Genomic DNA, 25,627 nt, shown 5'->3' with positions numbered 1-25,627 from the left:
GAAAAAAGACGGCGTTATTTAATATTCAGAGTTTTAAATATCCTAGTCACTCACACAAAAAAGTCCACTCAGAAAAGTTTTCCGAATGGACTTTTTAAACAGGACGGTCTTTTAACTAAAGAAACATTCCTTAGAGATAATCCCTGCTATTTCACTATATTTGATCAATACTTGACCATTTACTTGATCAATCTTATCCGCATCTAATCCGTAAAAGCGCTCAACATTTACGATGCAGCCATTATTTTCTTTACGGATCACCTCTCCAATGATCGGCCGAGCAAAATCAGTTTTACGGCACTCATAGCTTTCCCCTACAATAATCGCTTCTTTATTCATTCAACCACCTCATTAATGTTTTATACTACACTTATATAGTAGCATTAAGTGGATTAAAAAACCACATTAAGCGTGTTATTTAACGAATACGCGATTTTTTAGGCAAAAAATAGAAAATCATCCGATGTTTTCTAGTAATAACGAGACATATTGCTCTAAGTAGAATTGATCGATCTGATCATACATACCAATTTCTGAACTATCAAGATCTAGTACACCGACTAATTGGTCCCCTTTTTTCATCGGCACCACGATTTCTGAACGTGCTGCGGAATCACAAGCAATATAATTCTTATGTTCTAATACATTTTCAACGATCAACGTTTGATTTTTCTCAGCTGCTTCCCCACAGACACCTTTGCCCATCGTGATGTGAACACATGAAACATTTCCTTGAAATGGTCCTAAAATTAATTCATCGTTTTTAAACAAATAGTAACCAGCGAAAACTGTTTCCTGCAAAGTTTGATTTAATAATGCTGATGAATTTGCCAGATTTGCAATCAGGTCTGTCTCGCCCTCCAATAATGACTTTTGCTGTAATAGCAATAATTTATACGCTTCTTCTTTGGCTTCTGGATTATTCCAACTCATTAAGATTCCTCCATAAAGTAAATTTATTTTGATACACCATTTCCTAATATCCTGAAATATGAGAAAATTGAAAACTTTTGGTCTATTCTACCCTAACTATGAGAATAACTCCATTTATTTAGAAATTACTTTTTTAAGTCAAACTATGCGGTATGTCTCAACAATTCAACGGTTTGTCAAGTGATTTATCACTTATTTTCCCTCATTAAATATTTCATTATCATTACAAACTATACGGTTAGATAAAAATTCAAATACTTTAAAGTTTTTATTCATATCTTCTTATATAATTGAATTCGAAAGATGAAAAAAGTGAGGGAATCCATTGATTAAGTTGAAAAAATATACGGCACTAACTTTGTGTGCCTTAACATTAACCGCAACCATTACCCCATTAAGCGCTTTGGCAGATGAGTACGATCAAAAGATTGCCGATCAAGATAAAAAAATCTCTGAACTTCAGCAAACAGAACAATCTGCAGAAGATCAAAAGGCTGCTGTAGATCAGCAAGTGGCCGCTGTAGAAAAAGAAGTTAGTGATGTCTTGAAAGAAAAGACCAATGAAGAGAAGAAAATGAGCGACTTAACTGCTAAAATTGGTGTTCTTCAAGAAAAAATTCAAAAGCGTGAGGAGCAGATTCGCAAACAAGCTCGTGATGTGCAAACGAATCACGATGCTACTTCTATCGTTGATGTTGTAATCAACTCTAAATCTGTTGGTGAAGCAGTTAAAAAGACTATGGCTGTCTCTACTATCCTTACAGCCAGTAAGAATATCATGGAACAACAAACAAAAGATAAGGCTGAACTTGAGAAGCTTGAAAAGGAAGCGGAGCAACGCTTAGAAGTAATCAACAAGAAAACAGCCGAATTAAAAGAAAAACAAGATCAATTAGTGCAAACAAAATTGGATCAGCAAGTGAAAATCAACGAGATTCAAGCAAACATTGCAACTGAAAAAGGTCAAAAAGAAAAATATGAGAAACAAAAAGAAGAAGCTGAGAAGAAACGTCAAGAAGCGTTGAAAGCTTTAGAAGAGCAACGTAAAAAAGAAGAAGAAGCTCGTGAAAAAGCTCAGGCTGAAGCTGAAAAGCAAGCCAAAAAAGCGGCGGAAGAGGCTCAAAAAGCAGCAGAAGAAGCTGAAAAACAAGCGGCGGCGGCTGAAACAGCTAAACAAAAGCAAGAAGCTGAAATTGCTCAACTTGAAGCACAACAGCAAGAACAACAAGCAAAACAACAACAAGAGCAAGCTCAAACAGTCACTGATACAGGAGCTAGTCAAGTTACGACTAACCCAACTACTCCAGCAGCAAATGAATCAAAACCGGCAACAAACAGCAGTGGTTGGGCATCACCTCTATCAATTGGATTAACCGTGACAAGTCCGTTTGGACCACGTCAAGATCCGACTGGAGCTTCAGGTACTCAGCATGACGGGATCGACTTTGCTGGCTCAGCTGGTACTCCGATCATGGCGTCTAAAGGCGGTACTGTTGTTGAAGCAGGCTTCCATTGGTCTGCTGGTAACCATGTTGTTATCCAACATTCTGATGGCTATTACTCTTATTATATGCATATGGTTTCAACACCAAGTGTGGGTGTTGGCTCAGAAGTCAGCGCTGGTCAAGTATTAGGTGGTATGGGAACAACTGGTAACTCAACAGGGGTTCATTTGCACTTTGGTGTATCTACTGCTTTATGGTCTGGCTTTGTTAACCCTGCCCCATTACTGGGAATTTAAAGACGATAAAAAAAAAGTGTAGAACAATAATCAGAATATCTCTGATCATTGTTTTACACTTTTTATTTGTAAAAAGAAAAGGAGTTTATCATGACTGTTGAAGAGATCATCACTAGTTTAACAGAGTCCTCATCTGAGAAATTCAAAAAAAATATCATCAAGTTAGGAATTCCCGCTGAACACACCATCGGAGTGCCAACCTCTGAATTACGAAAACTAGCTAAACGAATACCTGTTGAAAAGACCTTTCTAATGAATCTATGGCAAACAGAATATCATGAATGTAAAATACTCACTGTATTGGCGATCAATCCTAAAGACGTTACGGATGAAGAGATCGACTATTTTATGAATGGGATTCTTTCGTGGGATCTTTGCGATTTATTTTGCAAAAGTGTTTTAATCAAACAAGCAAATTTTGACCGCTTTATTCAAAAATGGATGAACTCAGAAAATTTGTTTTACAAGCGAGCGGCTTTTAGTCTGATTGCTAGCACCTCTACCCATGCTTCTTTAACAACTGAGGAAATTAAAGACTATTTAGATTTAATTGACATGCATTCGGATGATGATCGCTTATTAGTAAAGAAGTCGGCTTCTTGGTCATTGAGAGAACTGGGGAAAACTCATGCAGAAGCAAAAGAACTAGCGATTAAAACGGCGGAAATAATGCAAATTCAAAAATCAAAAGCGAAGCAATGGGTTGCTAAAGATGCATTAAAAGAACTGACACTTTTAATTCAAGCACCTGGCCGATCACGTCTTATCTCCTCAAATTCAAAAATGGGAAAAGAAGTTAAGAAAGGCTTCGCGAACTCGCACAGCTTTTGAGCACCAATTAAGTACTGTTCCACATCAGTTCTGCTTAATGACGTTTAGCTGTAACTGCATGCGTAGCTTGCGTAGAAAAGCTAGTTCGTAAAGCCTGACATGGATATCACCGTTGTTAAGCGCCTTATTTATATGAACTTTTATACTTTCCTTACTGTTTAAAAATACCGACCTCAAAAAGTTAGAAATTTTTGAGGTCGGTTAATTTTTTTAGCTTCTATTCTACTATTCTGCTTCTTCGATATCTTTTGCGATTTCATCGAGTTTAATTTCATTTTCCAAATAGTCTGTGCTTTCGATCGGAAAATGCTGCCGAAATTCTGCCAACTCCATCAAATCAATTTTTCCTTCTGCTAATTCAAAATCCAACACATGGCCGCCGAATTTTCGATCATCGCTGATAAAATGCAAATGAAATCCCGCTGCTGCTGCTCCGTGAAATAATCCTGGCGTAAAGAAACCAACAATCGTTCCAGAAATATTGTCTGCTTCAAACTCTGGCTGATTTCGTGCGATCTCTACAAAACGCGGATAGGGCTTTACTTGTTTTGGTGCTACCCGCACATGCATATGGTTGAATAGCCCTTCTATTTTTACAGCCGCAAATAAATTATGACTGATTTTTTCTAAAACCGCTCTTTTCACGACGACATCAGAAGCAGCGATCAAAGAAAATTGTTCATCTGATTCAAAATTCGTCACCGCTGCGTAAGGTGTCATCTCATCACCAGCTAACTGATTAATATTCCCCTCTTCATCAGCATGGTAAATGACACCATCTAAGAAAATAACTTCCCCATTTGATCCTTCTAATGTCCCTAATCCAAAATCTCCGTAATTGGATAAGGTGCCGATCTTTTCTGTGCCGTCCATTAGATCTTGCATCAATCCACCCAGTGTTCCATGCTGGTAGATATAACTTTTTGTTTTCACTGTCATGAGTAGTCCCTCCTGTTTCAAATTCACTGATTCTTTTTAGAGAAAAGACGACTACTATCTTAGTCTAAAAATAATGTAAAGCTGTTCTCTTAATAAAATTGATCCGGTAAAATCGTCTTGCCTAATTCTTTGTTATCAGAGTAATCGATTGGAATATCGATGATTACAGGTCCATCTGTTGCTAGTCCTTCTTGGATCGCTGTTTCTAACTCTGCTTTTGATGTTGCCCGCAAACCTTTTGCTCCAAATGCTTCGGCATACTTTACAAAATCAACTGGGCCAAAATGAACACCTGAAGAACGATCATACTTCATCTCTTCCTGAAACTCAACCATATTGTAGCTGCCGTCATTCCAAATTAAATGAATGATTTTTTGTTTCAAGCGGACAGCTGTTTCTAGTTCCTGTGCGGAAAATAGGAACCCGCCATCTCCCGAAATAGAAAAAATTTGAGTATCTGGTCGTACTAATGCTGAAGAAATTGCCCAAGGTAGCGCAACACCTAACGTTTGCATCCCATTACTGAATAATAAATGACGTGGTTCATAGCTACGGAAATGACGAGCCATCCAAATATAATGGCTGCCGATATCAACAGTTACGGTCATTTCATCTGTCACATTTTTTTGCAGCGTGTCGATCACTTCTAAAGGATGTACTCGCCCTTCAACAGTCTTACTTTCTTGTTTCCCATTTGACAGTTTTTCTTGCAGTATAGAAAGATATTTTTCAGCATCTGCTGATAATTGATACGTATCGATCGAATCACTCAATTTTTCGATCGTTTTTGCGATGCTGCCGATTAACTCTGCCTCGGGCTGCATGTATTGATCGATTTCCATTGGCACTTCGTCTAGAACGACAATGCGTGCATCTTTTTCTGCATTCCAGTTTCGAGCTTCGTACTCGATTGGGTCATAGCCGATCGCTAAAACTAAATCACTGCGTTTCAATAGCATATCTCCCGGTTGGTTCCGGAACAATCCCACTCGGCCAAAGAAATGCTTTTCTAATTTACGAGAAATAATTCCAGCACCTTGGAAAGTTTCAACCACAGGCAAACCTGTTTTCTCAACTAACTTACGAATAGCCGCTGTTTCCTTTTTGCCTGATGCCCGCATTCCAACTAATAATGTCGGTAATTTTGCCTCGCTGATTCGCTTAACTAAATCTGCGATATCTTCATCAGAGGCTGAACCTAGAATTGGTGCAGACAATGGCTTGATGGCTTCGCCTTTTACTTCTCCATCAGTAACATCTTGAGGAATTGATAAAAAGCTCGCCCCTTTTTTAGCAGTCTTCGCGATTCGATAGGCGTTTGCGATACTTTCTGATAGTGTTTCTGAATCTTGAATTTCTGAACTATATTTTGTGATTGGCGCAAACAACGCCGCATTATCCATACTTTGATGAGTCAATTTTGAAAGGTCTGAACGTTTTACTTGGCCAGCTAATGCTAAAACAGGATCGCCTTCCGCAGTCGCAGTTACCAAACCTGTTGCTAAATTACTGGCACCGGGTCCGCTCGTCGCAATCACTACACCTGGTTCCCCAGTTAAACGACCAATCGCTTGGGCCATAAAAGCCGCATTTTGTTCATGACGCGCTAGAATTAATTGCGGGCCATGGTCTTCTAATGTATCAAATACACCATCGATTTTGGCACCAGGAATTCCAAAAATGAATGGTACGTTATGATTTTCTAAACTATTAACAATGATTTCTGAACCTTTACTACTCACTGTATTACATCTCCTTAAAATCTGTATCACTTACAAAACACAATATAGCATCATTACGTTTATTTATCAACAATGAAACATCAGAAAAAATTGTTTTATCAAAAATCAAAAAAAGAAGCCTCATTTCTGAGACTTCTAGTTTTATTCTGGAAAATTAAATTCTGCTCCCCAATCAAAGTCGCCGGATGCTTCAAAGCTTTGCGGCCAATGCGCACTCCACTCAGGGCCCTTGAACGTTTCTAGAACATCCGAACTCGCTGTATAAGGCTTAATATCCAAAATCGGACTCCCATCTTCTGCATCAAGATATTCAAGATAAACTTTGTTTCCTTTAATCTCAATGATTTTCGCAGCTGACAATGCGATTGGATTCGGCCTAACCGGTCCACGCGTTGCAAATGTTCCTAATTCTTCTGGTCCATTGGTATAGGGTTTACTGACGGTGGTTCCTCTAAGTTCAGGAATATCTAAGTGATGAAACCAATAGAGGACATAGAGATGGCTAAAATCCTCCAAACCAATCAATCCATCTTGGTATTCAGGTAAAATTTCTAAATAACCCTCTGTATCCGTTTGTTTTACTTTACCGATTTCTTTAATTTCCATAATATCTCCTGTCTAGGGATATAATCGCGGCTCTCAGCGTATATCCCCTAAATATTTTTTGAGTCGCGACCTCTAATTAGAAGATAAATCCTCACGTTGCGTGAGAGTCAAGGGAATTAATGGAATTTGTAATTCTGTCAGATATTCCTCAGGATTATTCGTATGCTCTGGACCTACATGGCAGATTTGTCGAGTCGCCTTCACCATTCGAAACTCAGGATGAGCATCCAGCCAGCGAGCAAATGACTGATACGCTTCGGGAAGTTGATGATAATTTCCTTCCACATACATGACCGCAGCATGGTCAAGTTTCGGGAGCTGTCTCACCTGCAACGGTTCGGCTGCTTTAGCATTAGAAATAATAGCTACCTCTACATCTACGCCCTCCTCCAAATATTCCTTATCATGAAAAATTGTCAAATTTTGATTCGGTTCAGGTGGAAAAGCAATGGTTTGTTTTTTCAGTAATGCTTTAAATTCTTCCCATAACAACCCTTCATGATAAAAGCTCTTGATTTTTTTTCGTAAACTGACAACTGAAAAAGCTGGAATCATTTTGATCGTTACTTGAAATTTTCCTGTATGCTGCATTCGCTGAATCATTTGGTGGATCTGCTGCTGACGGTAGCGATCCTGTTGAATTTCTTTTTCGATCTCTCGATCTTTTTTTAGTAAGGTAGCCGTAAATATTTTCGAATCTTGTTGAATCAAGCTTTTGATTTCCTTTAAGGAAAATTTCAATTCTCTGAGTAAGACGATTTGCGCCAAGACTTCTAACTGTCTCACGGAATAATAGCGATAACCCGATTCTTCATCAACCAATTTGGGATGGAGCAGATCAATCTCATCATAATGACGCAATGTTCGGATGGATACTTGTCCCAGTTGGGAAAATTCACCGATTTTCAGCAATAAAAGAACACCTCCATAGCCTATTATACCGTTACTTTTGATTGTTATCAGCACGAATTTATGAGATAATAAAAACGAACGTTTGTTCTGTGCCCCTGAAATATAAACTCCTTAAGAAAGACGGTATGCTATGCATTACAAAGAATATAAAACCATTCTCTCCGCGAAAAATGGATTAAACCTCTTTCGCGGATGTACACATGGCTGTATCTACTGCGACAGCCGCAGCGATTGTTATCAATTCAATCATACCTTTGAGGATATCGAAGTGAAGGCGAACGCATTAGAAATTTTTGAACAAGAATTACAAAGGCGTCGAAAATCCTGTATGATCGGTACAGGAGCAATGACCGATCCCTATATCCAATTGGAACCACGATTAAAAATTACACGAGGTGCGCTAGAACTGATCGATAAATATGAATTTGGTGTGGCCATCCAAACCAAATCCTCTCGAATTTTAAGGGATTTGGATATCTTAAAGTCTATTAATCAAAAAACTAAGACAGTTGTCGAAATGACTCTGACCACTTATGATGAAGCGCTTTGTAAAATCTTAGAACCTTATGTCTCCACTACTAGAGAGCGTTTTGAAACTTTGATGAAATTCAAAGAAGCTGGCGTTCCTACCGTTGTTTGGCTGACCCCTATTCTGCCTTTTATCAACGACAGCGAAGAAAATTTACGCGGCATTCTAGATTACTGTATTCAAGCTGACGTTAAAGGGATTCTTTGCTTTGGGTTTGGTGTGACCATGCGGGCAGGTAATCGCGAGTACTTTTACCAGCAATTGGATAAATACTTTCCTGGCATGAAGAAAAAATATATGTACGCATTTGGTGAAAACTACGTCTGCAACAGCCCAAATAATGATCACTTAATGGAGATTTTTATCGAAACTTGTCAAAAACATGGTATCCTTTGGAAGACAGAAGAAGTGTTTGGCTACCTGCATGAATTTGAAGATAAGCGTGAACAGTTGTCCTTATTCTAAATAAAATAGAATAAAACTCTTGCTATGAAACTCGTTTCATAAATTATACTTCCCTTGTAAAGAAAAAAGGAGGAATTTTTTATGGATACGTATGTGAAGGTTCAACATGACAATACACAAGAACATTTTCAAGTTTCCCTGCATTTTTCTGAAGACCAATTGAGACTTGTCAGAAGCCGTGGGTTCAAACGACCAATTATCCAAAAACTTCAATTGGCTGAAATCAAACATTTATTTATCAATGATTTGTTCGGCTGTCCTATTGTCAGTTTCTTTTATCAAGACCGCCGTTATACGTTTTACCAATTCGGTCCTGCAGTTATTGAATATTTGAAAGAACATTTAGCGGCGTAAAATTTTAGATGAGGTGTTTCCATGGCAAATATCCGCGATATCGCAAAACTCACTGGCTACTCGGTCTCCACGATTTCTCGTGTCATCAACAACCATCCCTATGTTGATGATAAAAAGCGAGCGAAAGTACTGGAGGTAATGGCTGAGCTTAACTACGTGCCCAATCGAACTGCACAAAATCTGAGTTATGGCAGAACCAAGAATATTGGTGTGATTCTGCCTTTTGTTAATCATGAATATTATGATCAGATGCTCAGCGGTATTATGCAGGCGGCTTTTGACCATGGCTATCAAATTAGTTTGCTTCCGACTAACTATGATCAAGAATTAGAGAAACGCTATTTAGCGGAATTTTCCAAACGAGCGTTTGATGGTTTGATCGTTACCACAAAGGCTAATTCGATCAAAGTTTTCCTAGACTATTTACAGTATGGACCGATTATTTTTTGCGAAGAAATTCCAAATGCGGATGTAAGCTGCGTCTATATCAATCTAAAAAAATCAATAAAAGAAGCCTTCTCCTATATGAAAGAAAAAGGCGTTATACATCCAGGGATGACTCTAGGACGAAGTAAGAATATTAGTCACAACTCAGAGTTTTCTATCCAAAAAGCAAAAGAAGTCTATCCTGATTTTGAGGAAGATAATATTTTTTGGGATTGTATCGTTGCAGATGACGGTGTCCAAGCTGCCAGCTTTTTTAAAAAGAGACAGGTAGATGGCATTTTAGCATTTGGTGATGATATCGCGGCAACGATATTACAGCAATACAAGACAGAGAAACCGTTGATTATTGGACGAGAAAATCAGTTAATCAGTGAAGTGATGGTTTTTTCTACCATCGATCATCATTTAGCAGAATGTGGTAAAAAAGCCTTTGAAGCTTTTTATCACTATAAGCATGAAAAAATCTGTATCCCCCATCATTTTATAAAAAGATAAATGCAACAAACAGCTGGACTTCATTTTCCAGCTGTTTTTTTGCGTGCTATTTCGAATGTCATCGCATATTTCACTCTTTTTCAAGTTTTCGAAGAGAAGAGATAGATAGAAATAGTGACAGGCTAAATCTCCTGATAATCATCCAATGCTTCTTCGAGTTCATTGCATATGAATGATTAAGTAAAACGTTGCACATTTAAAAAATAAAGAAACTTCAATTGAAGCGGAGCAAACTATTTATAAAGCTAAACACCCTGATTGCTTTCATTTTTAAAGTAATCAAGGTGTTTAACTTTATTTTATTAAGTATTTCTATAACTGAACAATTTTATCACTGACTCTATTAACAAAATAGTCATCATGTTCAATCAAAATCATTGTAGGTTTGGTCCGCAGTAACAGCTCTAAGATTTGCTTTTGATTGAACACATCAAGGTAGTTTAGCGGTTCATCCCATATATATAGATTCGCGGTTTGTGACAATGATTTAGCCAGCTCCACTTTTTTGCGCTGACCCATACTCATGTTTTGGATTTTGTTGCCAAAAACACGACGCTCCATGCCAAGTTTTCTTAGATTATTCAAAAATTGCGAATAGTCGAGTCCTTCTTTTTCCGCGAAATCTTCGAGTGTTCCTTGATTGTTCTCATAATTTTGACGTATTCGACTGATCTTCAGCCCATTCGCTCGTTGAATCGAGCCTTCGATCTCACCCAAAAATTCTCCTAATAACGCTTGGACCATCGACGTTTTTCCACTGCCATTTTCCCCGGTGATCGTAAGGCACTCCCCTCGGAATAGCTCAAAGCTTTTTCGATCGAATAAGGGTTTATCAGCATAACGTAAAGCTAAGTCTTCTACTTGCAGAATTCGTCGATGATAATTTTCTTCATAGGATATTTTTAAAGTATCAACCGTTTCAATATTTTTCAACAGCTTCTCTTTCTCGCCAATTTGTCCTTCCACTCGTTGAATAATAGCCTTCGATCGTTTCATCATGCGAGCAGCATCTGCACCAATAGCACCTGGACTGACTCGGCGGTATTCTGTGTCAATGAAACCTTTTGACTTGTTTGTCTTATCCTTCTCCCTAGACTTAGACCATTCAGCTTTTTCTTGGGCAGTTTTTTGCAGACGATTGATTTCTTTTTTCAGCTTACTGTTTTGAGCTTGCTCATAAGCATCACGTTGTGCTTTTTGTTCCTCATAGGTTGAGAAATTCCCCTGATAAAGTATCAATTGATTCTTTTCAATCGCTAAAATGTGATTAACCGTCTGATCCAAAAAAGTTCGATCATGACTAACTAAGATGTATCCCTGTTTTTTATGTCCGAGATATTTCGCGACCTGCTGCCGCCCATGCCTATCCAAATGATTGGTCGGCTCATCAATCAGCGGGAAAGAATGTTTTTCTAAAAATAAAAGTGCTAAAAGAACTTTGGTCTGCTCTCCGCCAGATAAGGTCGAATACGTTCGCCATAGAACATCCAAATCACAATTTAACAAGGTTAACTCTCGCTCGAGTTTCCAGATTTCTAATTCTTCGTCTTCAGATAACGCATAGTAGGTTAATTGGGTTGGGTCCTCAACTTTTTTCGGAAAATATTTCATTTCCAATTGATGAGTAATTTCCCCTTGATAAGGCAATTCTCCACGCAGCACATTCAACAGTGTTGTTTTTCCACGCCCATTCCTTCCCACTAATCCAAGTTTCCAATCATCCGCGATATTTAATTGGGCATCATCAAATAGTAATGTTCCTAATTGATCGTAACCAAACGTTAAATGATCGATTTTTATATTTGTCATAATAAACACCTCGCTTTGACTTCAAATGAAGCCAAAAAAAGACCCAGTTATTTTCGAAAAACTGGATCACAGAGCTATTTTTAGACAGTCAGGCTTACGACAAATAAACCTTCTTTTCATAAAAAAGATCCCTATGATCATCCACCAATTTTTCGAAAATCTGCACACTGCTCCCTTAGTCTTAAGAGGTACAGTCTTAATGCAGCTTCTCTACTTCACTGATGAATCAATCATATGGATCCCTCACTTTCTTATATTTTCACAATATCATGAAAACGATTAATCGTCAAAATTTCTAGGAATTAACTTATCACTGCTGTAAGGTGTTCATACATTAGTTCTACCGATTTCTCAATGGAGTCATCCAAATTAAATAAACCACTTGTTCCTACAATTAAAATATCTGCTCCGGCCTCGATCATCGTACGATACGTTTTTTCATTACAGGACCCATCGATTTGAATGTCAAACACCAAGTCGTGCTCTTCACGATAAGCTTTTAGTTTTCGTACTTTGTCTAAGCTTTCTGAGATGAATGTCTGTCCGGCAAAACCAGGGTCCACCGTCATTACTGTCACAATATCAATCAAATGGAGATAATCAGTAATCACATTCAACGGTGTTTCAGGATTTAGAACCACGCCCATTTTCTTTCCCTGTTGTTTAATCTTTTCGATTAATCGAAAAGCATGACCGTTCAAATATTCTGCATGAATACTAATCACTTCTACCCCTAAATTTAGTAATTGATCAACATACTCAATCGGATTTGTCACCATCAAATGCGCATCTAGAGGAATCGCGGTATGATCCTTAAGTTGTTCAATAAACCAAGGAGATAAGGTCATGTTGCTAACGTAATGACCATCCATAATATCAATATGATAGTAATCAACGGTCTGGTTCAAACAATTGATTTGTTCCTCAAATTTGCTGATGTCCATACACATCAGCGATGGAGATATTTTTACCATTTTTTGATCCTCTTTCCTTTTAGCCTTTTAATTAACAGATTGTCCACCATCAACGACCACTTCAGAACCCGTCATAAAACGTGACGCATCTGATGCTAAAAAGGCAACGACATCGGCTACTTCATCGGCTGTACTGATTCGCTGATATAAAGGAATTCGGCTGCCCATTTCTTCCATCGTCCGTTCAGTAGCCTCCGCTGCATGTTTAGCCATCTGAGTTTTAATATAAGCAGGGTGAACAGAATTCGCTCGAATGCCTCGAGGTGCGAACTCGATAGCTGTAGCTTTAGTCAAAGCAGAAACAGCACCTTTTGAAGCCGCATAAGCAATGCGATTTTTTGACCCTAAAAATGATGCGATCGAACTGGTATTAATGATACTGCTGCCTTCGCCCAGTAATGGCGACATCGTTTTTATTCCTAAGAAAATACTTAACGCATTCACATCCATCGTTTTCTTCCAAAGTTCTACACTCGTTTCTTCAATCGTTTCGATTTTGAAAATCCCAGCATTATTGAACAGCACATCTACTTTACCAAATTGCTCTTTAATTCCATTGGCGGCCTCTTCCCAAGCTGTTTCATCTGTCGCATCGAAGCAGAATGCATGTATTTCATGTCCTTTGAATTTGTCCAATAACGTTTGTACATTCTCTTGATTGTTGTCATTGACCAAAACGATAAAATCCCTGTCTAGTAACTTTCCGACTACTGCTGTGCCTAGACCGCCGGCAGCACCAGTGATAAAAGCAACTTTCTTTTCATTGTCCATTTCTTAAACCCCTTTTAAAATAATCTAACTATGAAAATTAAAACTGACAGCTATTCTAAATTCGCGTGACGACTCTTCAGATCATTCATGGTCATCTGCTTTTCATTCATCAAACGTAAAGCTAATACATCATGAAAAATAAGCAATCCTTGTTCAAACACTGTTGTCATCGGTTGGATCGAAGTAAAGGTTTGATTGCTTTTAGAAGGACTATCAAATTTGACAATATGGTCGGCCAATCTGGCAATCGAACTATTGGGATTTGATGTCAAATGGACCACTCTCGCGCCATACGATTTTGCTTTTTTTGCAATCTCCAGAGGAATCACTGATTCCCCTGAGCCACTGCCCACAACTAAAAGATCCTTTTCAGTAATCGGTGGTTCATTTAAATCACCAACCATGTGACAGCTGATCTCCAAATGTGTCAATCTCTTAACCGCCGCTTCTAATGACAAACGTACTCGGCCAACACCGATAAAAAAGACTTCTCGAGCTTCCAATAATGCTTTTACATATTGATCAATCTCTTCACTAGAAATTTTTTCCAATAAATGATCCAACTCTTCCATTACTGATTGACTATTCTCATAATAATTTTTCATTAACCATCAACACCTTATTGTAAAATTCTTTTTTCTCATGAATCATGTCAAACGCACTGATCAGCTCTTCGATTTGAACTTTATGGGTCACTAACGGTTTCAAATTTAACTGCTTATTAGCGATTGCTTGAGCAGTCACTTGCCATTCGTTTTTAGGGAAATGTTCATAGACACTATTGAACATCCCGACGATCGTGCCTTCTTTTCGCATGAATTGATCATACGTTTTCTGCTTAAGGATCATATCCGAATGAGGATTCCCCAACAAGACCACTCGTCCAAAGGTACGAATGGATTGCGCACATTGATCAAAAGCTGTGCTAGAACCGGTGGCCTCGATTGCAACATCCGCTAATTTTCCGCCTAAAGTTTCTAAAATAAAAGCTTCCGCAGCATTTTCCTGACTATTACAGACATGTTCAAAGCCTAATTCTCGTGCGAAAGCCACTTTTGTTGGATCAATATCAATCAATAAGACTTTCCCCGCACCATTGATTTGAGCCCATTGTGCCACCATGACACCAATCGGCCCCGCACCATAAATGGCTACGCTATCGCCAACAGTTAATTCGGCCTTATTGATGACATGTTGTGCTACAGTAGCTGGTTCGACCATCGCCCCTTCTTCATAACTCACCTGATCTTCTAAAAGAACCAGATTGAATAAGGGAACCGCCAAGTATTCCTCAAACCCGCCATCTGTTCTCGAACCAAAATAATTATAATTTTTACATTGGGCATAATAACCGGACTGACAATAGTCACACTCATTACAAGGTAAGAGCGGAAAAACGGCGGCTTTCTTGCCTAAATATTCTGAACTGACATCATCAGCGACTTCTACGATTTCTCCAGAAAACTCATGCCCCAATACAGTTGGAAAATGATATGAACCAGTAACATAAACCCGTGGAATATCCGATCCGCAGATTCCACAGGCCATGACGTGAATCAATACTTCCCCTCTTTTGGGTACAGGTTTCTCTTTTTCTACTAATTCTAAATGATTGATTGCTTTTAAATCGACTGCTTTCATACGCTATTTCCCCCTACTTATTTCGGAATTCCCAAAATACCTAAATAAGATAATGAAATCCCTAAAACAAAGATAATCAGAATGATTAAATTGATATTTACTTTTTTACGTACCAACCAATAAACCAGCATTGTGATCGCTAATGGAACTAGCCCAGGCATTAACGCATCAATCACCTGTTCCTGAATACCTAACTTGACACCCTTAATGTTCAAAATCATTGGAATCTCAATGTTTACTCGGGAAGCCGTCATACAGCCGACAACCATCAAACCGACCATACTGAAAATCTCTGTTAAGCGAGCAATTGTTCCTTCACGCAGCATCGTTAAAATAAAGGATTTTCCCTTTTGATAGCCCAAACGGTACATATTCCAGCCAAAACCAATCAAGCAAATCTTGTAGGCGATTTCAAAAAAGAGCGGTCCGACATAACTACCATCAATTGCTAATGAACACGCGATACCCGCTAAGATTGGATAAACAATCCCTTGACTGACTGTATCCCCAATCCCTGCGATCGGTCCCATCAGGCCTGTCCGTAAAGAGTTAATCGTTTCATCCGTGATATCCTCAGCACCATTGGCACGTTGTTCCTCCATTGCCGCCGCAACTCCCGGGATCATTGTTCCAATGAAAGAAGGTTCAGTGTTATAAAACACAAAATACTTCTTCAATTCTTGTACCTGGCGATCTTTATCTTCAGGATAGAGTTTCCGAATGACTGGCACCATGGCATTTGCTTGCCCCAAAGCTTGTAGACGTTCATAGTTATACGCGGTCTCACTCGAATAAGTCAGCGCCCAATTTTTTAATAATTCTTTCCTCGTTAATTTTGCTTCCATTTATGATTGCTCCTTTCCAGCAGGTTTCATATCAAGAAATCCAGTATTATAGAACACAAAGCCCATGATTGCAGCAACGGCTGTTACCGCCATGACATCCAATTTCAAGTAGACTGCCAGAATGAAACCAAAGAAGAAGAATGGCATAATCTTTTTATTTCCCATAAAGCTGATCAGCATCGCAATTCCTAATGCAGGCATGATTGCTCCAACCACTTGCATCGCATCAACAAAAGAATCCGGAATCATATTCAACAGATTCTTCATAGGTTCTGCCCCAAAATATACGAGGATAAAAGCCGGAACACCTGTAACAAGGAAATTTAAAATTCCCGATGGAACATAATTCATCATGCGCATTGCTCGAATGTTTCCATTGTCTAAGAATTTTTCCGCCCGATGGACCCACAGTGCATTGATGGACATTGTTAATTGGAAGGTTAAAATTCCGAACAAACTGAATGGTACAGCAAAGGTGACCGCTAAACTTGGATCTGCCCCTGATAAAATCGTCATCGCCGTGCCAAATACTGCGGCAACGGGCAAGTTTCCCGGCATTGTTCCTCCAGCAGTGATCCAACCAAGATAAGCCAAGTTGATATATGCAGCCGCTTGCATCCCCACCATCGGTTCGCCCATTGCTAATGCCACGAGAAACCCTGACCAAATCGGATAAAGCCATGAACGAGTGATTAAATGACTGGGCCACCAATTACAGACCGTTGAAATAATAGCAACTAATATTGCAGATAAAAGCATTTTTCTTCCTCCTTATTCATATTAAAAAATTAGTCCAATCTTCATGCCGTATATCATTCCACTAGTTGTTTGAACTATAAATTGTTATGACAAATTTGATTTGATTTGTTTTTATCACGTTACAAACTGCAAAAAGTGGAACTGATATCCTTTTTTCATTAAAACTATTTATAGATATTTGGAAAGATCTATTTCCTTTTGATCTGGAATAATGTGGATCACAACAGGAATACCACGATCGATTAATTTTTTGAATGTGGCGCGCTCCTCATCGGAGGCAGAAATATTCTTGTACAACACTCGTCGGTTTGCTTTAGCGCCCATCCCACCAACAACCAACTTATCAATCATAATTCCTTTTTCCACTATCACGTCGATAGTGATCGGTGCTTTAACTAAAATGATCAACCGTTTATTTTCTTTTTCTTGTTCATTTAGAAAAGTTACAGCCTCCTCTAAACCTTTTACTACAATATCGATTCCTGCAGGTGCCGACATTTTTAAAATCTCACTCATAAAATCATCTTTTGCAACCTCATCATCAATAATCAAAATCTGGTTCGCTCGTGTTTTCTTTACCCATGCTGTCATTACTTGTCCGTGAATCAGCCGATCATCGATTCTGGTTAATACGATTTCACTCATTTTTATTCATCCTTCCCATAATTTTCAAAAAGTTCTTTAATCCCATCTTTTCCAACTGTTTGAATATATTTTGCTAATTCATTTAACTCCATTGTTTCTCTGCTGCATACCGCTTCGATCACCATCGGTAGATTTACACCAGTAATTGAGCGATAGTTTACCTTGTCTTTTAATACTTGATAATTCTGAGCCGTCACATTATAAGGACTTGCACCAAAGATATCGCAAAAAACGATGACTCCTTTACCTTGTTCCATTTTCAGCATTTTGGCAGCAACCTCTTCTTTATAGCCTTCAATACTTGTTTCATGATACAAACCTAACGTATCAATATTTTCTGCCTCTCCTGTAATTAATTTCAATGCTGAAAGATAACCAGCAGCAAGCTCCCCATGGGTTAGTATTAATACACCGATCATCCTTTCACCTCCTCACTCTCTATAAAGCAATAAGCATGCCAACTTTATGAACAAACAAAAAGAAAGCATCAAATCAACGCTTTGACGATAAAACGTAGTTGATACTTTCCAATGAACAATTTATTTTATTAGTGTGCTGTCCAAATAAAAATAGTGTGCTGCTGTTCTTTCATATAGTGTGTCGATTAGTAAATTAACTCTGTATTTACTTCGATCAACTCCATTAAATAGCTAATTTCACTATCCTCGACCACAATTGCATAACGATTTTCTAAAGGCGTCAATAAGTCTTTAAGATACCGATACAACTCGCGATTACTTTCAACAATCACGGCAGTATCTTCTCGTAAAAATTGTTCTTTACGAATCGCTCGTTCAATCATATTGCTGGTATGAAATAGGAATTTGATCCAAAAATCTTCGAAGTGATCAATCTGAAAAGTCGTGGTGATCTTTTTCGCTTCGATTTCTAACAAATCATAAATGGTGGCACCATCTAAAAAGATCAAGCTCTCTTCTAGGATACAAATAATTTTGCTACGGCGATCATCTGTAAACACTATACCTCTTTCTTCCATTGTTTTTACTTGAAAGTCTTCAACACTATTACCAATGTAGGCACTTTGTTCGACAATATCTTCCGAAAGCTCTGTGATCGACATTTTCGGCAACAATGATTTTCTAGTCGCTTCGATGACCATTGGCGTCGTCACCATTTTAATCGTCTTCGTTGGAATACCAGTCTTTTTTGTGATAATATCTCCGAACATGTTCAGTGAACCCATATCACTTAGAATCACAACGCCTTTTCCTTGGTCAACTTTTTGGATCAACTCTGTGGCCTTTTCCAGCGTATCACCAACCGATTGAGATAAAGGCATATTCAATCCGACTGCATGATCGACATTCAGTAATTGATTGGCCGTGTTTGCTAAATCAGTAGCAGCACTTGTTCCGTGCATCAGAATCAAAACTCCGATTTTTTTTTCAGTGTACTTTTCATTCATCGCCTTCAAATACAACGAGATAAAATATTTTTCACTTTCAGGTAATTGCACCTCAAGTTGATTGGAAATCTCACGACAGATTTGTTCAGCAACTTCAAGTTCTTTTTCCAATGCCATTTCATTAGGTCGTTTGTGTTCTAAAAAAGAATTGTCTCTAAAGGAATAACCTTCAGTAATTTTTTCGATCAAAGTATCTAAATGCAACGCTAGACTTTTGATATTACTCTCCTCTAAGTGATAACGTTCTTTAGAAGCGATTCTTTTTAAAATATTGACAGTAACTTCATAATTTTTACGAGAAACAATTTTAAAGATTGCCTGCTGCTGATTCCCTTGTTTTTCTGCCAATTCCTGTGCTTTTCCATGAATGATTGACTTTAACGGTGACAAAGAGCCTTTGCCATCTAAATATTTGTGATAGGTTTCTAACACATCATGAGAAACACTTTCCTCCTCGTCAACTAAAAGAAACGGATCGTAATCTCGCTCTTCTTCAGGAGTGAAAACAAATTCATCGATTTGCAGCAATTTAAGTTTTTCTCTCAGCTCACCGTTGATCTCAGAAGAATGTGTATAGTAAAACTGATCGATCAAATACGTTGAAAGATGTGACAGTTTCACTTGAATAATGTCTGAATTGCTAGAAATACTGTCAACTAAAGCGTTAGCACATAACAGTTGAATATCATTTTTCAGCTGTCCAATATTGCCTACAGGATCATACTGTAAAAAGAAACGGATCACATCCTCATTCACCTGCAGCTTACGTTCAATCTTCTTTGCCTCTTGCTTGAAGCAAAAATAAATCAACTTAATTTTTTCAGCCAACCCGCGTTCTTTTACACTAGGCATAAAGATTTTTAACGGAATGCGCCTTAAAAAAGTCGATAAAATATTGCCTTCGATTTCCTCTGTTGTTGCACCTATAATCAACACCCGAACTTTTCTGGGATTTGATGATTCACCTAAACGATAATACTCTCCTCGATCCATTATCGAAAATAACATTTCTTGACCTTCCGGCGGTAGTCGATGAATTTCATCTAGAAAAAGAATGCCGTTGTTGGCTGCTGCGATTAGTCCATCCTTATCTGACTCCGCTCCTGTAAAGGCATGTTTTACATGACCAAATAGGTGATCTAATAGTAAATGCTGGTTGTTAGAATAATCAGCGCAATTAAAAACCACATAAGGAGAATCTTCTTTCAATTTTCCTGCATGCTTGGCATATTGGTACATGAATCGGGCAAAAGTTGTTTTACCTGAGCCAGAGGGACCCGTCAATAAAGAATGCAACCCGAACGGCGGATAGAGTAACGCGGCTTTTGCCTGTCTTATTGCATTTTCTAGAGATCCATCATAGCCGATCAATTCAGTGAAGGGATAATCACTAGGATAGTTATTATCTTGGGTAGATAAAAGTTCCTCCAATTCCTGAACAGTTAGCGGCTTCTTAGATTCGACTTCTTTCCCAATTTCTTTCTCAATCAAATGTTTTCCAAGAAAACAAACTGGACGACCGGCTAATTTGATTACTTGTTCCTCTTCTACTAAACGATTTAAATCACGACTAACATTGTAGCGTGCTATTCCAATTTCATCTGAAATACTAGTAGAATCTATTTTAGGCGACCCACTTCCAGAAATAAATATTTCTGTTTGCTCACATAAAAAAGTAAAAACACTGTCCTTTCTCCCCATTACTCCCAACCTCCTTTATTAGTGACATTGTACACAGATTAAGAAGCGCTTTCAATATGCGTTTGTTTCTCGCATTCTGAATGAAGACTTTTCAACAGGTAGGACAAATAAAAGTGATGCACTAAATGATCCTTTTAAAACTATTTCTCTCAATCACTTTCAGCAAAATATTTCTCTTGGACCATTTTCAAAATTTCCGTTTCCGATATTTTTTTTGTTTCATTCGCAAACTCATAATAAGCGGGCTTTTGATCATAATAGACTTCCACTGACAATACCGCATCTCCTTGATTCTCGAATAAATCGATCGGAATACTGTACGCATCTGTTGGTAATAAGTGGTAAAAAAGATTTGATCCGCAATGTGAACAAAAACCTCTTTCCGCCCATTCAGATGCCTGGTATCTTGAGACTAGCTGTTCATTTCTAATAGTGATATTCTCCACCGCCCCTGCTTCAATCGTCAAAAGCGGACCTGAACCCCATTTTCGACACATTGAGCAATGACAGGCGCCTACCTCAGAATGAAAATTCTGTACATCAATCGCGATCTTTCCACACAAACATGTTGCAGTATTCATTTTTTTCCTCCATTTCTTCTTCAGCTCTCTATTTTATTATAAATAAAAAATGGTCGTGCGCTTGATCCTACTTGCTATCTTTTCTGAGGGATAGATAAAAAAGACAAGAATGCTCACCCATTCTTGTCTTACATCGTTCTTATTTTTTAATCGGCAGCCAAATTTCTAAACAAGCACGATCCTCTAGTGTTAAATAGGTTTCGAGTTCCGGCCCGTCAATTTTTTGATACTCTGTTTGCGGCAGCCAGGTATTGAATATTTGCTGCTGTAGCTGGAAATAGGCATTGGAAACATTCTCTGTTTTACGATAATCGTAAGGGTCGCTAACAAAAACAGCATATGTCTGTTTAGGAATTTCCAGCGTCAAATAGTCCGACGACGTCTTTTGATTCAAAACAAATCCTGTAAAATAATTCAGCAACCCTGATTGAGGTTTAATAGGATTGGCAACAGCAAAATACGGAGCACGCTTTAGTCCAAAAAAATTCTTTTGCGTTGCCTCACTTTCGGCAAATTCTCGCAGCTCTTGATCCATAAAGAAATTCTCCCACTGCTTGCCCGTCTTGCTAAACAGGTCATCCTCCAATTGATACGCAGCCATTTTACCAACGATAGTGAAGCTAGGTAACTGTTCGATATGATAATTCAAAGTTTTTCCGCCATTGATTTGAATATCTAGTCGAATCGGCGGAAAAAAATTAATCGCCGCCTGAATGTCTTTTGCTTGGCTTGGCGCGATTCCATGAAATTTAGAAAAAGCCCGATTGAAAGCTGATCGATTCGCGTAACCGCATAATTCTGATAGTTCATCAATCGAATGACCTGTTCGCAATAACTCAACCGCTTCTGAAAGGCGGCGATTACGCAAATAATTTGAAAAGGAATAACCCGTCAAATAGGTAAAAAAACGATGGAAAGTATATTCCGAAAGTAAAGCCTGCTTCGCTAACTGCTTCAACGAAACAGCTTCAAATAAATGATTTTCGATATAAGCCAACGTAGCCGAAAAACGTTCAAGGTCTTTTGACATGCTTCTCCTCCTCTAAACTTTCTTTCTTAAGAATAGCATAATGAGGAAAAGTTTCTAATCTTTTCTAAACTTATATCACTTTTTTACTTTCTTCTTACCGGTACCCAAACTTCAATTTCTTCACCTTGTCCGTAAACTTCTAGATCTGGTCCGCCAGAAGTCATTTCTTCAGTCATATAGCCATCGTTCAATAATTCATACTCTTTTGATTGCGGTGCCCAGTTAGAGACAATCGCAAATTGTGTTTTTCCTGAAGTTTCTCTTGTACATGGAAAAACCGCCCACGTATTGGCGGGTACCTCAACCTCGGATACCCCTTCTGGTGTTTCATTTGTAGTAGCAACAGCAATATAATAATCAAATTTTTGAGCATCTGTCTCATCTACATTATAAAAACTGGCACCTATCAAACCAAATGGTTCATGATTGATCAACGGCAAAAGTTTTTCCTGCTTGCCGGTAGAAACGATCGCATTCCAAAATGCCGGACAATCCTTCATTCCTTGACGGTTGGCATTCGTCGATACTTGCTTAAACCCAACCAATTTGAAGCTCTCTAATTCAACAATTCGATGTTCCATAAATCATTCCCTCGCTTTCTTTTCTTTACTATAGCAAAGCCAATGGAGAATTCTTTTATCCTTTTTGAAACAGAAAAAGAGAAAGACAGGATCTGATAAATAGATCGGTCTTTCTCTGTTCAACTTATATTTTTCTTCCATCTGCTTCAAAGCCATCTTGTTGCTCTCCATCAAATTGATAAAGTTTCTTCAACAATCCCCAAAGCTGTTCCAATTCTTCTTCGGAAAAAGCTTGAAAAGCATTTTGTAAAAAAATCCAGCCTTGTACATTGGCCTGTTTAAAAACTTTTTTCCCATTTTCGGTGACCACAATATTTACTGAACGAGCATCCGTTCTGCTTTTTTCCGATTTCAGATAGCCTCTAGTTTTCAGGTTATTAATAATCTGTGCCGTACTTTGTTTTGTTGCGCCCAGTTTTGAAGCAATCGCATTTAGACTGACCTCGCCCTCTGGAATATGAGCAATTGCAATTAATGCCATTAATTGCCTAGAAGTCAACTCCTCCATTGTTTCGTCGCCAGCTGCCTGCAGTTTATTCGTTACCGAAAATAAAGTGGCGTAGGTTTGAGAAATTAGAAATAGACGATCTTCATTACTCATTCAATCACACTCCTCTAGAGCAATAGTACCATATGCAGCTAACTATTGGTTTTCTATGCGATGCTTAATCTCAATAACTGCTTGATAGAATGCTTTAGACTCTTCAAAATTTGGACTATGGGCAGAATTATTGAATGTATAAAACTTTTTATCAGGAGCAGCCACTTCAGCAAAGTATTCTTTTGCCAGCTGATACGACACCTGGTAATCATATTTCCCATGCAAACCATATACAGGCACTTGCAGTTTTGGTAAAGACTTCAATAAGTTGTCATTTGAGTAATCTTCCGTATCCAATTTTTCATTCGATAATACCATTCCTTTGACTGCATTCAATTTCTCTTTCAACGTATATCCTTTGAAAAACATCAGATGCTTGAGCATCGTTGTTAATGACGGCCCTTCATGGCGAATCCCAACACCATATTTTTCTAAAAGCAGGTTATATGCCGGTGCTTCGGGATCAAAATTGGCCAATTTCTTCAATGATTTTTCATCGCCGATCTCGCTCGCGTGTTTACGCAGATAAGCGTAAGCAAGCTTTTGTCCCTTTTTCTGATAGATAGGTTGGCCCACACCCATATATGACGAATAAAGCTCTGGTCTTTTTTCTACAGCATGAATTCCGACATACGCTCCCCAAGAATGTCCCATCAAATAAATTTTTTCTTGTTTGAATCGTTCTCGCAAATAATTTGTAACTTCGATCGTATCCGTTAATACTTGATCCTTCGTCAGGGTATTGCTATCTAACTCCTTTGTATTCGACATACCGGTTCCTCGTTGATCCCAATAGCACACGACAAATTCCTTTTCCAAACGCTCTTGCGTCTCCCAAGCTTCCGACATCGCAAATTCCGGTGTACCGGGACCTCCATGTAAAAACAGTAAGACAGGTTTAGTTTGATCTTCCCCTCGAATGAACATTCCTTGCTTAATTCCGCCAATCTTAATAAATTTTTTCTCACTAATGCTCCCTTGAATCGTTTCTCCGTCTTCGTTTTTCAAGCTAGTTAATTTTCCCGGACTGTTAAAAAATACTAAAAAGAAACCTGCGATCACTACGAAAGCCACCAACCCTAAACTAATCAACCCAATTTTCTTCACCATAATCAAATACTCCTTCTCGAATTTAGTCATTATAATTACTATATTAGAATAGCATGATTCCTTCTTCAGGAAATCAGCCTAAAGTCGTAAGCAATAAACTTTTTTAAAATAACGCTTGATTATGATTTTTAATGCATTTACTCTAAGTATAGAAGGCGCCTTCGGAAATGGAGGAAAATGATGAACAACCAAAAATTCAAAGCGATACAACACAAAATCGCGACAGATCACGAAAATATTACGGGGATCATTGTGCAAAAAAATGATCAGCTGCTTTACGAAGACTATTTCAATAGTTGTGATGAATCCAGTAAGACTCATGTCTATTCAATCACTAAAAGTATTTTGTCATTACTGTTAGGCATTGCCCAAGAACAAGGATATCTCAATGACATAGATCGGCCTATTTTAGAATATTTCCCAGAGCATCGACCAAAGGACATGACAATAAAAAACATTACTCTGAGAAATCTGCTGACGATGACCGCACCTTACAACTATAAATCAGGACCGCTCACCTATATTAAGTATTTTTCTAGTAAAGATTGGACCAAGTTTACTTTAAAGAAACTCGGCGGGAAGCAGCTGATCGGCGAGTTTAATTATACCCCCTTGATTGGCCCGGATCTCTTATCGGCTATCCTCACTCGTACTACGGATCAAAATGTATTAGATTTCGCACGTAAAAAATTATTTGAACCGTTAGAGATCGTTGTTGAGAAAACGATCCAATTAAAATCGGCTAAAGATCAAATGGCTTTTAATAAGTCGACTACTTCAAATGGCTGGGTCGCAGATGATACTGGTTTGAATGCGGGTGGTTGGGGATTGACACTTACAACACGAGAATTGACAAAAATCGGCAGACTGATCTTAAATCAAGGCAGCTGGGAGGGCCAACAGATTGTTCCGAAAAGCTGGATAAATGCGATGCAGAAGAAACATAGCCATTGGGACCAAGAGGGACTTGATTACGGTTATCTATGGTGGATTATTGACCCGTCCAAACCAATTATTGCGGCGATGGGAGACGGTGGAAATATCATCTATATTGATCACGAGCAAGAGCTTGTAGTTGCAATTACCGCCTTATTCAAAGAAAATGTCTACGATCGCATTGATTTTATTCAACGCGAGATTTTACCACTAATATAATAAA

At 38.4% G+C, this 25,627-nt stretch carries 27 protein-coding genes; 6 read left to right on the top strand and 21 right to left on the bottom strand.

Features of this window, described 5'->3' with window-relative positions; genetic code table 11:
• Window positions 1-111: 111 nt before the first annotated feature.
• Window positions 112-339 (bottom strand): hypothetical protein, encoded by a 228-nt coding sequence (locus IGI38_RS03980; RefSeq protein WP_438726997.1) that lies wholly within the window; start codon window positions 337-339, stop codon window positions 112-114.
• A gap of 117 nt (window positions 340-456) precedes the next feature.
• On the bottom strand, window positions 457-933 hold the full coding sequence (locus IGI38_RS03975; RefSeq protein ID WP_438726995.1) for a GAF domain-containing protein: 477 nt from the start codon (window positions 931-933) through the stop codon (window positions 457-459).
• 325 nt (window positions 934-1,258) lie between these two features.
• On the opposite strand from IGI38_RS03975, the gene IGI38_RS03970 reads away from it, so the two are divergent.
• Together IGI38_RS03970 and IGI38_RS03965 are read left to right on the top strand one after the other, a co-directional pair.
• Window positions 1,259-2,674 (top strand): peptidoglycan DD-metalloendopeptidase family protein, encoded by a 1,416-nt coding sequence (locus IGI38_RS03970; protein ID WP_438726993.1) that lies wholly within the window; start codon window positions 1,259-1,261, stop codon window positions 2,672-2,674.
• A 90-nt stretch (window positions 2,675-2,764) separates the two neighbouring features.
• Entirely contained in the window at window positions 2,765-3,505 is a 741-nt protein-coding gene (locus IGI38_RS03965) for a DNA alkylation repair protein (RefSeq protein WP_438726991.1), read from the top strand.
• Between the two features lie 225 nt (window positions 3,506-3,730).
• Here the strand turns inward: IGI38_RS03965 and budA are convergent, their stop codons facing one another.
• The 4 genes from budA to IGI38_RS03945 all read right to left on the bottom strand — a co-directional run bounded on the left by budA (window position 3,731) and on the right by IGI38_RS03945 (window position 7,704).
• Window positions 3,731-4,444: an acetolactate decarboxylase gene (gene budA / locus IGI38_RS03960; RefSeq protein ID WP_438726989.1), complete on the bottom strand. Its 714-nt coding sequence runs from the start codon at window positions 4,442-4,444 to the stop codon at window positions 3,731-3,733.
• An 89-nt stretch (window positions 4,445-4,533) separates the two neighbouring features.
• A complete protein-coding gene (gene alsS / locus IGI38_RS03955) occupies window positions 4,534-6,186 on the bottom strand; it encodes an acetolactate synthase AlsS (protein WP_438726986.1) in 1,653 nt (550 codons plus the stop codon).
• 141 nt (window positions 6,187-6,327) lie between these two features.
• Entirely contained in the window at window positions 6,328-6,792 is a 465-nt protein-coding gene (tsaA, locus tag IGI38_RS03950) for a tRNA (N6-threonylcarbamoyladenosine(37)-N6)-methyltransferase TrmO (protein WP_438726983.1), read from the bottom strand.
• Between the two features lie 72 nt (window positions 6,793-6,864).
• Window positions 6,865-7,704, bottom strand: a complete 840-nt coding sequence (locus IGI38_RS03945) for a MerR family transcriptional regulator (protein WP_438726980.1) — start codon at window positions 7,702-7,704, stop codon at window positions 6,865-6,867.
• Window positions 7,705-7,834: 130 nt separating this feature from the next.
• Here IGI38_RS03945 and IGI38_RS03940 point away from each other — a divergent pair, with 130 nt between their 5' ends.
• The 3 genes from IGI38_RS03940 to IGI38_RS03930 all read left to right on the top strand — a co-directional run bounded on the left by IGI38_RS03940 (window position 7,835) and on the right by IGI38_RS03930 (window position 9,994).
• The gene (locus tag IGI38_RS03940; protein ID WP_438726977.1) at window positions 7,835-8,698 is read left to right on the top strand and encodes an SPL family radical SAM protein; all 864 of its coding nucleotides are present in this window, start codon (window positions 7,835-7,837) and stop codon (window positions 8,696-8,698) included.
• 81 nt (window positions 8,699-8,779) lie between these two features.
• Window positions 8,780-9,052, top strand: coding sequence for a hypothetical protein (locus IGI38_RS03935; protein WP_438726975.1), 273 nt, complete (start codon window positions 8,780-8,782; stop codon window positions 9,050-9,052).
• 21 nt (window positions 9,053-9,073) lie between these two features.
• On the top strand, window positions 9,074-9,994 hold the full coding sequence (locus IGI38_RS03930; RefSeq protein WP_438726973.1) for a LacI family DNA-binding transcriptional regulator: 921 nt from the start codon (window positions 9,074-9,076) through the stop codon (window positions 9,992-9,994).
• Window positions 9,995-10,306: 312 nt separating this feature from the next.
• On the opposite strand, the gene abc-f is transcribed toward IGI38_RS03930, so the two are convergent.
• The 15 genes from abc-f to IGI38_RS03855 form a co-directional block, all read right to left on the bottom strand.
• Window positions 10,307-11,803: a ribosomal protection-like ABC-F family protein gene (gene abc-f, locus IGI38_RS03925; protein ID WP_438726970.1), complete on the bottom strand. Its 1,497-nt coding sequence runs from the start codon at window positions 11,801-11,803 to the stop codon at window positions 10,307-10,309.
• 302 nt (window positions 11,804-12,105) lie between these two features.
• Entirely contained in the window at window positions 12,106-12,777 is a 672-nt protein-coding gene (gene alsE / locus IGI38_RS03920; RefSeq protein ID WP_438726968.1) for a D-allulose 6-phosphate 3-epimerase, read from the bottom strand.
• 27 nt (window positions 12,778-12,804) lie between these two features.
• A complete protein-coding gene (locus IGI38_RS03915) occupies window positions 12,805-13,548 on the bottom strand; it encodes an SDR family NAD(P)-dependent oxidoreductase (RefSeq protein ID WP_438726966.1) in 744 nt (247 codons plus the stop codon).
• 50 nt (window positions 13,549-13,598) lie between these two features.
• The gene (gene hxlB / locus IGI38_RS03910) at window positions 13,599-14,153 is read right to left on the bottom strand and encodes a 6-phospho-3-hexuloisomerase (RefSeq protein ID WP_438726963.1); all 555 of its coding nucleotides are present in this window, start codon (window positions 14,151-14,153) and stop codon (window positions 13,599-13,601) included.
• On the bottom strand, window positions 14,137-15,189 hold the full coding sequence (locus IGI38_RS03905; protein ID WP_438726960.1) for a galactitol-1-phosphate 5-dehydrogenase: 1,053 nt from the start codon (window positions 15,187-15,189) through the stop codon (window positions 14,137-14,139). Before IGI38_RS03905 ends, hxlB begins: the two co-directional genes overlap by 17 nt.
• Window positions 15,190-15,206: 17 nt before the next feature.
• Entirely contained in the window at window positions 15,207-16,034 is an 828-nt protein-coding gene (locus tag IGI38_RS03900) for a PTS system mannose/fructose/sorbose family transporter subunit IID (protein ID WP_438726957.1), read from the bottom strand.
• A complete protein-coding gene (locus IGI38_RS03895; RefSeq protein WP_438726954.1) occupies window positions 16,035-16,793 on the bottom strand; it encodes a PTS mannose/fructose/sorbose/N-acetylgalactosamine transporter subunit IIC in 759 nt (252 codons plus the stop codon).
• Window positions 16,794-16,961: 168 nt separating this feature from the next.
• A complete protein-coding gene (locus tag IGI38_RS03890) occupies window positions 16,962-17,438 on the bottom strand; it encodes a PTS system mannose/fructose/N-acetylgalactosamine-transporter subunit IIB (protein ID WP_438726952.1) in 477 nt (158 codons plus the stop codon).
• Between the two features lie 2 nt (window positions 17,439-17,440).
• Complete coding sequence (locus IGI38_RS03885; RefSeq protein WP_010741509.1) at window positions 17,441-17,857, bottom strand: PTS sugar transporter subunit IIA; 417 nt, start codon at window positions 17,855-17,857, stop codon at window positions 17,441-17,443.
• A gap of 185 nt (window positions 17,858-18,042) precedes the next feature.
• Window positions 18,043-20,565: a sigma 54-interacting transcriptional regulator gene (locus IGI38_RS03880; protein ID WP_438726948.1), complete on the bottom strand. Its 2,523-nt coding sequence runs from the start codon at window positions 20,563-20,565 to the stop codon at window positions 18,043-18,045.
• 149 nt (window positions 20,566-20,714) lie between these two features.
• The gene (locus IGI38_RS03875) at window positions 20,715-21,146 is read right to left on the bottom strand and encodes a GFA family protein (RefSeq protein WP_438726945.1); all 432 of its coding nucleotides are present in this window, start codon (window positions 21,144-21,146) and stop codon (window positions 20,715-20,717) included.
• Window positions 21,147-21,285: 139 nt separating this feature from the next.
• Window positions 21,286-22,176 (bottom strand): AraC family transcriptional regulator, encoded by an 891-nt coding sequence (locus IGI38_RS03870; RefSeq protein WP_438726942.1) that lies wholly within the window; start codon window positions 22,174-22,176, stop codon window positions 21,286-21,288.
• 83 nt (window positions 22,177-22,259) lie between these two features.
• Window positions 22,260-22,757 carry a GyrI-like domain-containing protein gene (locus IGI38_RS03865; protein WP_438726939.1) on the bottom strand — a complete coding sequence of 166 codons (498 nt, stop codon included), beginning with the start codon at window positions 22,755-22,757 and terminating at the stop codon, window positions 22,260-22,262.
• 124 nt (window positions 22,758-22,881) lie between these two features.
• On the bottom strand, window positions 22,882-23,358 hold the full coding sequence (locus IGI38_RS03860; protein ID WP_438726936.1) for a MarR family winged helix-turn-helix transcriptional regulator: 477 nt from the start codon (window positions 23,356-23,358) through the stop codon (window positions 22,882-22,884).
• A gap of 42 nt (window positions 23,359-23,400) precedes the next feature.
• Window positions 23,401-24,468 (bottom strand): alpha/beta fold hydrolase, encoded by a 1,068-nt coding sequence (locus tag IGI38_RS03855; RefSeq protein WP_438726934.1) that lies wholly within the window; start codon window positions 24,466-24,468, stop codon window positions 23,401-23,403.
• A 180-nt stretch (window positions 24,469-24,648) separates the two neighbouring features.
• Here IGI38_RS03855 and IGI38_RS03850 point away from each other — a divergent pair, with 180 nt between their 5' ends.
• Window positions 24,649-25,623 (top strand): serine hydrolase domain-containing protein, encoded by a 975-nt coding sequence (locus tag IGI38_RS03850; protein WP_438726931.1) that lies wholly within the window; start codon window positions 24,649-24,651, stop codon window positions 25,621-25,623.
• Window positions 25,624-25,627: the final 4 nt, after the last annotated feature.

This window comes from Enterococcus sp. AZ128, from assembly GCF_051714485.1.
Classification (GTDB): domain Bacteria; phylum Bacillota; class Bacilli; order Lactobacillales; family Enterococcaceae; genus Enterococcus_A.
This window is presented reverse-complemented; position numbering and strand designations above follow the sequence as displayed.

Excerpts from the sequence above, each read along its gene's own strand:
- IGI38_RS03935 (WP_438726975.1), top strand. The coding sequence starts at position 8,780 with ATGGATACGTATGTGAAGGTTCAACATGACAATACACAAGAACATTTT.
- IGI38_RS03980 (WP_438726997.1), bottom strand. The coding sequence starts at position 339 with ATGAATAAAGAAGCGATTATTGTAGGGGAAAGCTATGAGTGCCGTAAA.
- tsaA (WP_438726983.1), bottom strand. The coding sequence starts at position 6,792 with ATGGAAATTAAAGAAATCGGTAAAGTAAAACAAACGGATACAGAGGGT.
- IGI38_RS03850 (WP_438726931.1), top strand. The coding sequence starts at position 24,649 with ATGAACAACCAAAAATTCAAAGCGATACAACACAAAATCGCGACAGAT.
- IGI38_RS03855 (WP_438726934.1), bottom strand. The coding sequence starts at position 24,468 with ATGGTGAAGAAAATTGGGTTGATTAGTTTAGGGTTGGTGGCTTTCGTA.
- IGI38_RS03930 (WP_438726973.1), top strand. The coding sequence starts at position 9,074 with ATGGCAAATATCCGCGATATCGCAAAACTCACTGGCTACTCGGTCTCC.
- IGI38_RS03890 (WP_438726952.1), bottom strand. The coding sequence starts at position 17,438 with ATGAGTGAAATCGTATTAACCAGAATCGATGATCGGCTGATTCACGGA.
- IGI38_RS03870 (WP_438726942.1), bottom strand. The coding sequence starts at position 22,176 with ATGTCAAAAGACCTTGAACGTTTTTCGGCTACGTTGGCTTATATCGAA.
- IGI38_RS03865 (WP_438726939.1), bottom strand. The coding sequence starts at position 22,757 with ATGGAACATCGAATTGTTGAATTAGAGAGCTTCAAATTGGTTGGGTTT.
- IGI38_RS03940 (WP_438726977.1), top strand. The coding sequence starts at position 7,835 with ATGCATTACAAAGAATATAAAACCATTCTCTCCGCGAAAAATGGATTA.
- hxlB (WP_438726963.1), bottom strand. The coding sequence starts at position 14,153 with ATGAAAAATTATTATGAGAATAGTCAATCAGTAATGGAAGAGTTGGAT.
- budA (WP_438726989.1), bottom strand. The coding sequence starts at position 4,444 with ATGACAGTGAAAACAAAAAGTTATATCTACCAGCATGGAACACTGGGT.
- IGI38_RS03880 (WP_438726948.1), bottom strand. The coding sequence starts at position 20,565 with ATGGGGAGAAAGGACAGTGTTTTTACTTTTTTATGTGAGCAAACAGAA.
- IGI38_RS03900 (WP_438726957.1), bottom strand. The coding sequence starts at position 16,034 with ATGGAAGCAAAATTAACGAGGAAAGAATTATTAAAAAATTGGGCGCTG.
- IGI38_RS03875 (WP_438726945.1), bottom strand. The coding sequence starts at position 21,146 with ATGAATACTGCAACATGTTTGTGTGGAAAGATCGCGATTGATGTACAG.
- IGI38_RS03860 (WP_438726936.1), bottom strand. The coding sequence starts at position 23,358 with ATGAGTAATGAAGATCGTCTATTTCTAATTTCTCAAACCTACGCCACT.
- IGI38_RS03885 (WP_010741509.1), bottom strand. The coding sequence starts at position 17,857 with ATGATCGGTGTATTAATACTAACCCATGGGGAGCTTGCTGCTGGTTAT.
- IGI38_RS03965 (WP_438726991.1), top strand. The coding sequence starts at position 2,765 with ATGACTGTTGAAGAGATCATCACTAGTTTAACAGAGTCCTCATCTGAG.
- IGI38_RS03975 (WP_438726995.1), bottom strand. The coding sequence starts at position 933 with ATGAGTTGGAATAATCCAGAAGCCAAAGAAGAAGCGTATAAATTATTG.
- IGI38_RS03915 (WP_438726966.1), bottom strand. The coding sequence starts at position 13,548 with ATGGACAATGAAAAGAAAGTTGCTTTTATCACTGGTGCTGCCGGCGGT.
- alsE (WP_438726968.1), bottom strand. The coding sequence starts at position 12,777 with ATGGTAAAAATATCTCCATCGCTGATGTGTATGGACATCAGCAAATTT.
- IGI38_RS03895 (WP_438726954.1), bottom strand. The coding sequence starts at position 16,793 with ATGCTTTTATCTGCAATATTAGTTGCTATTATTTCAACGGTCTGTAAT.
- IGI38_RS03905 (WP_438726960.1), bottom strand. The coding sequence starts at position 15,189 with ATGAAAGCAGTCGATTTAAAAGCAATCAATCATTTAGAATTAGTAGAA.
- abc-f (WP_438726970.1), bottom strand. The coding sequence starts at position 11,803 with ATGACAAATATAAAAATCGATCATTTAACGTTTGGTTACGATCAATTA.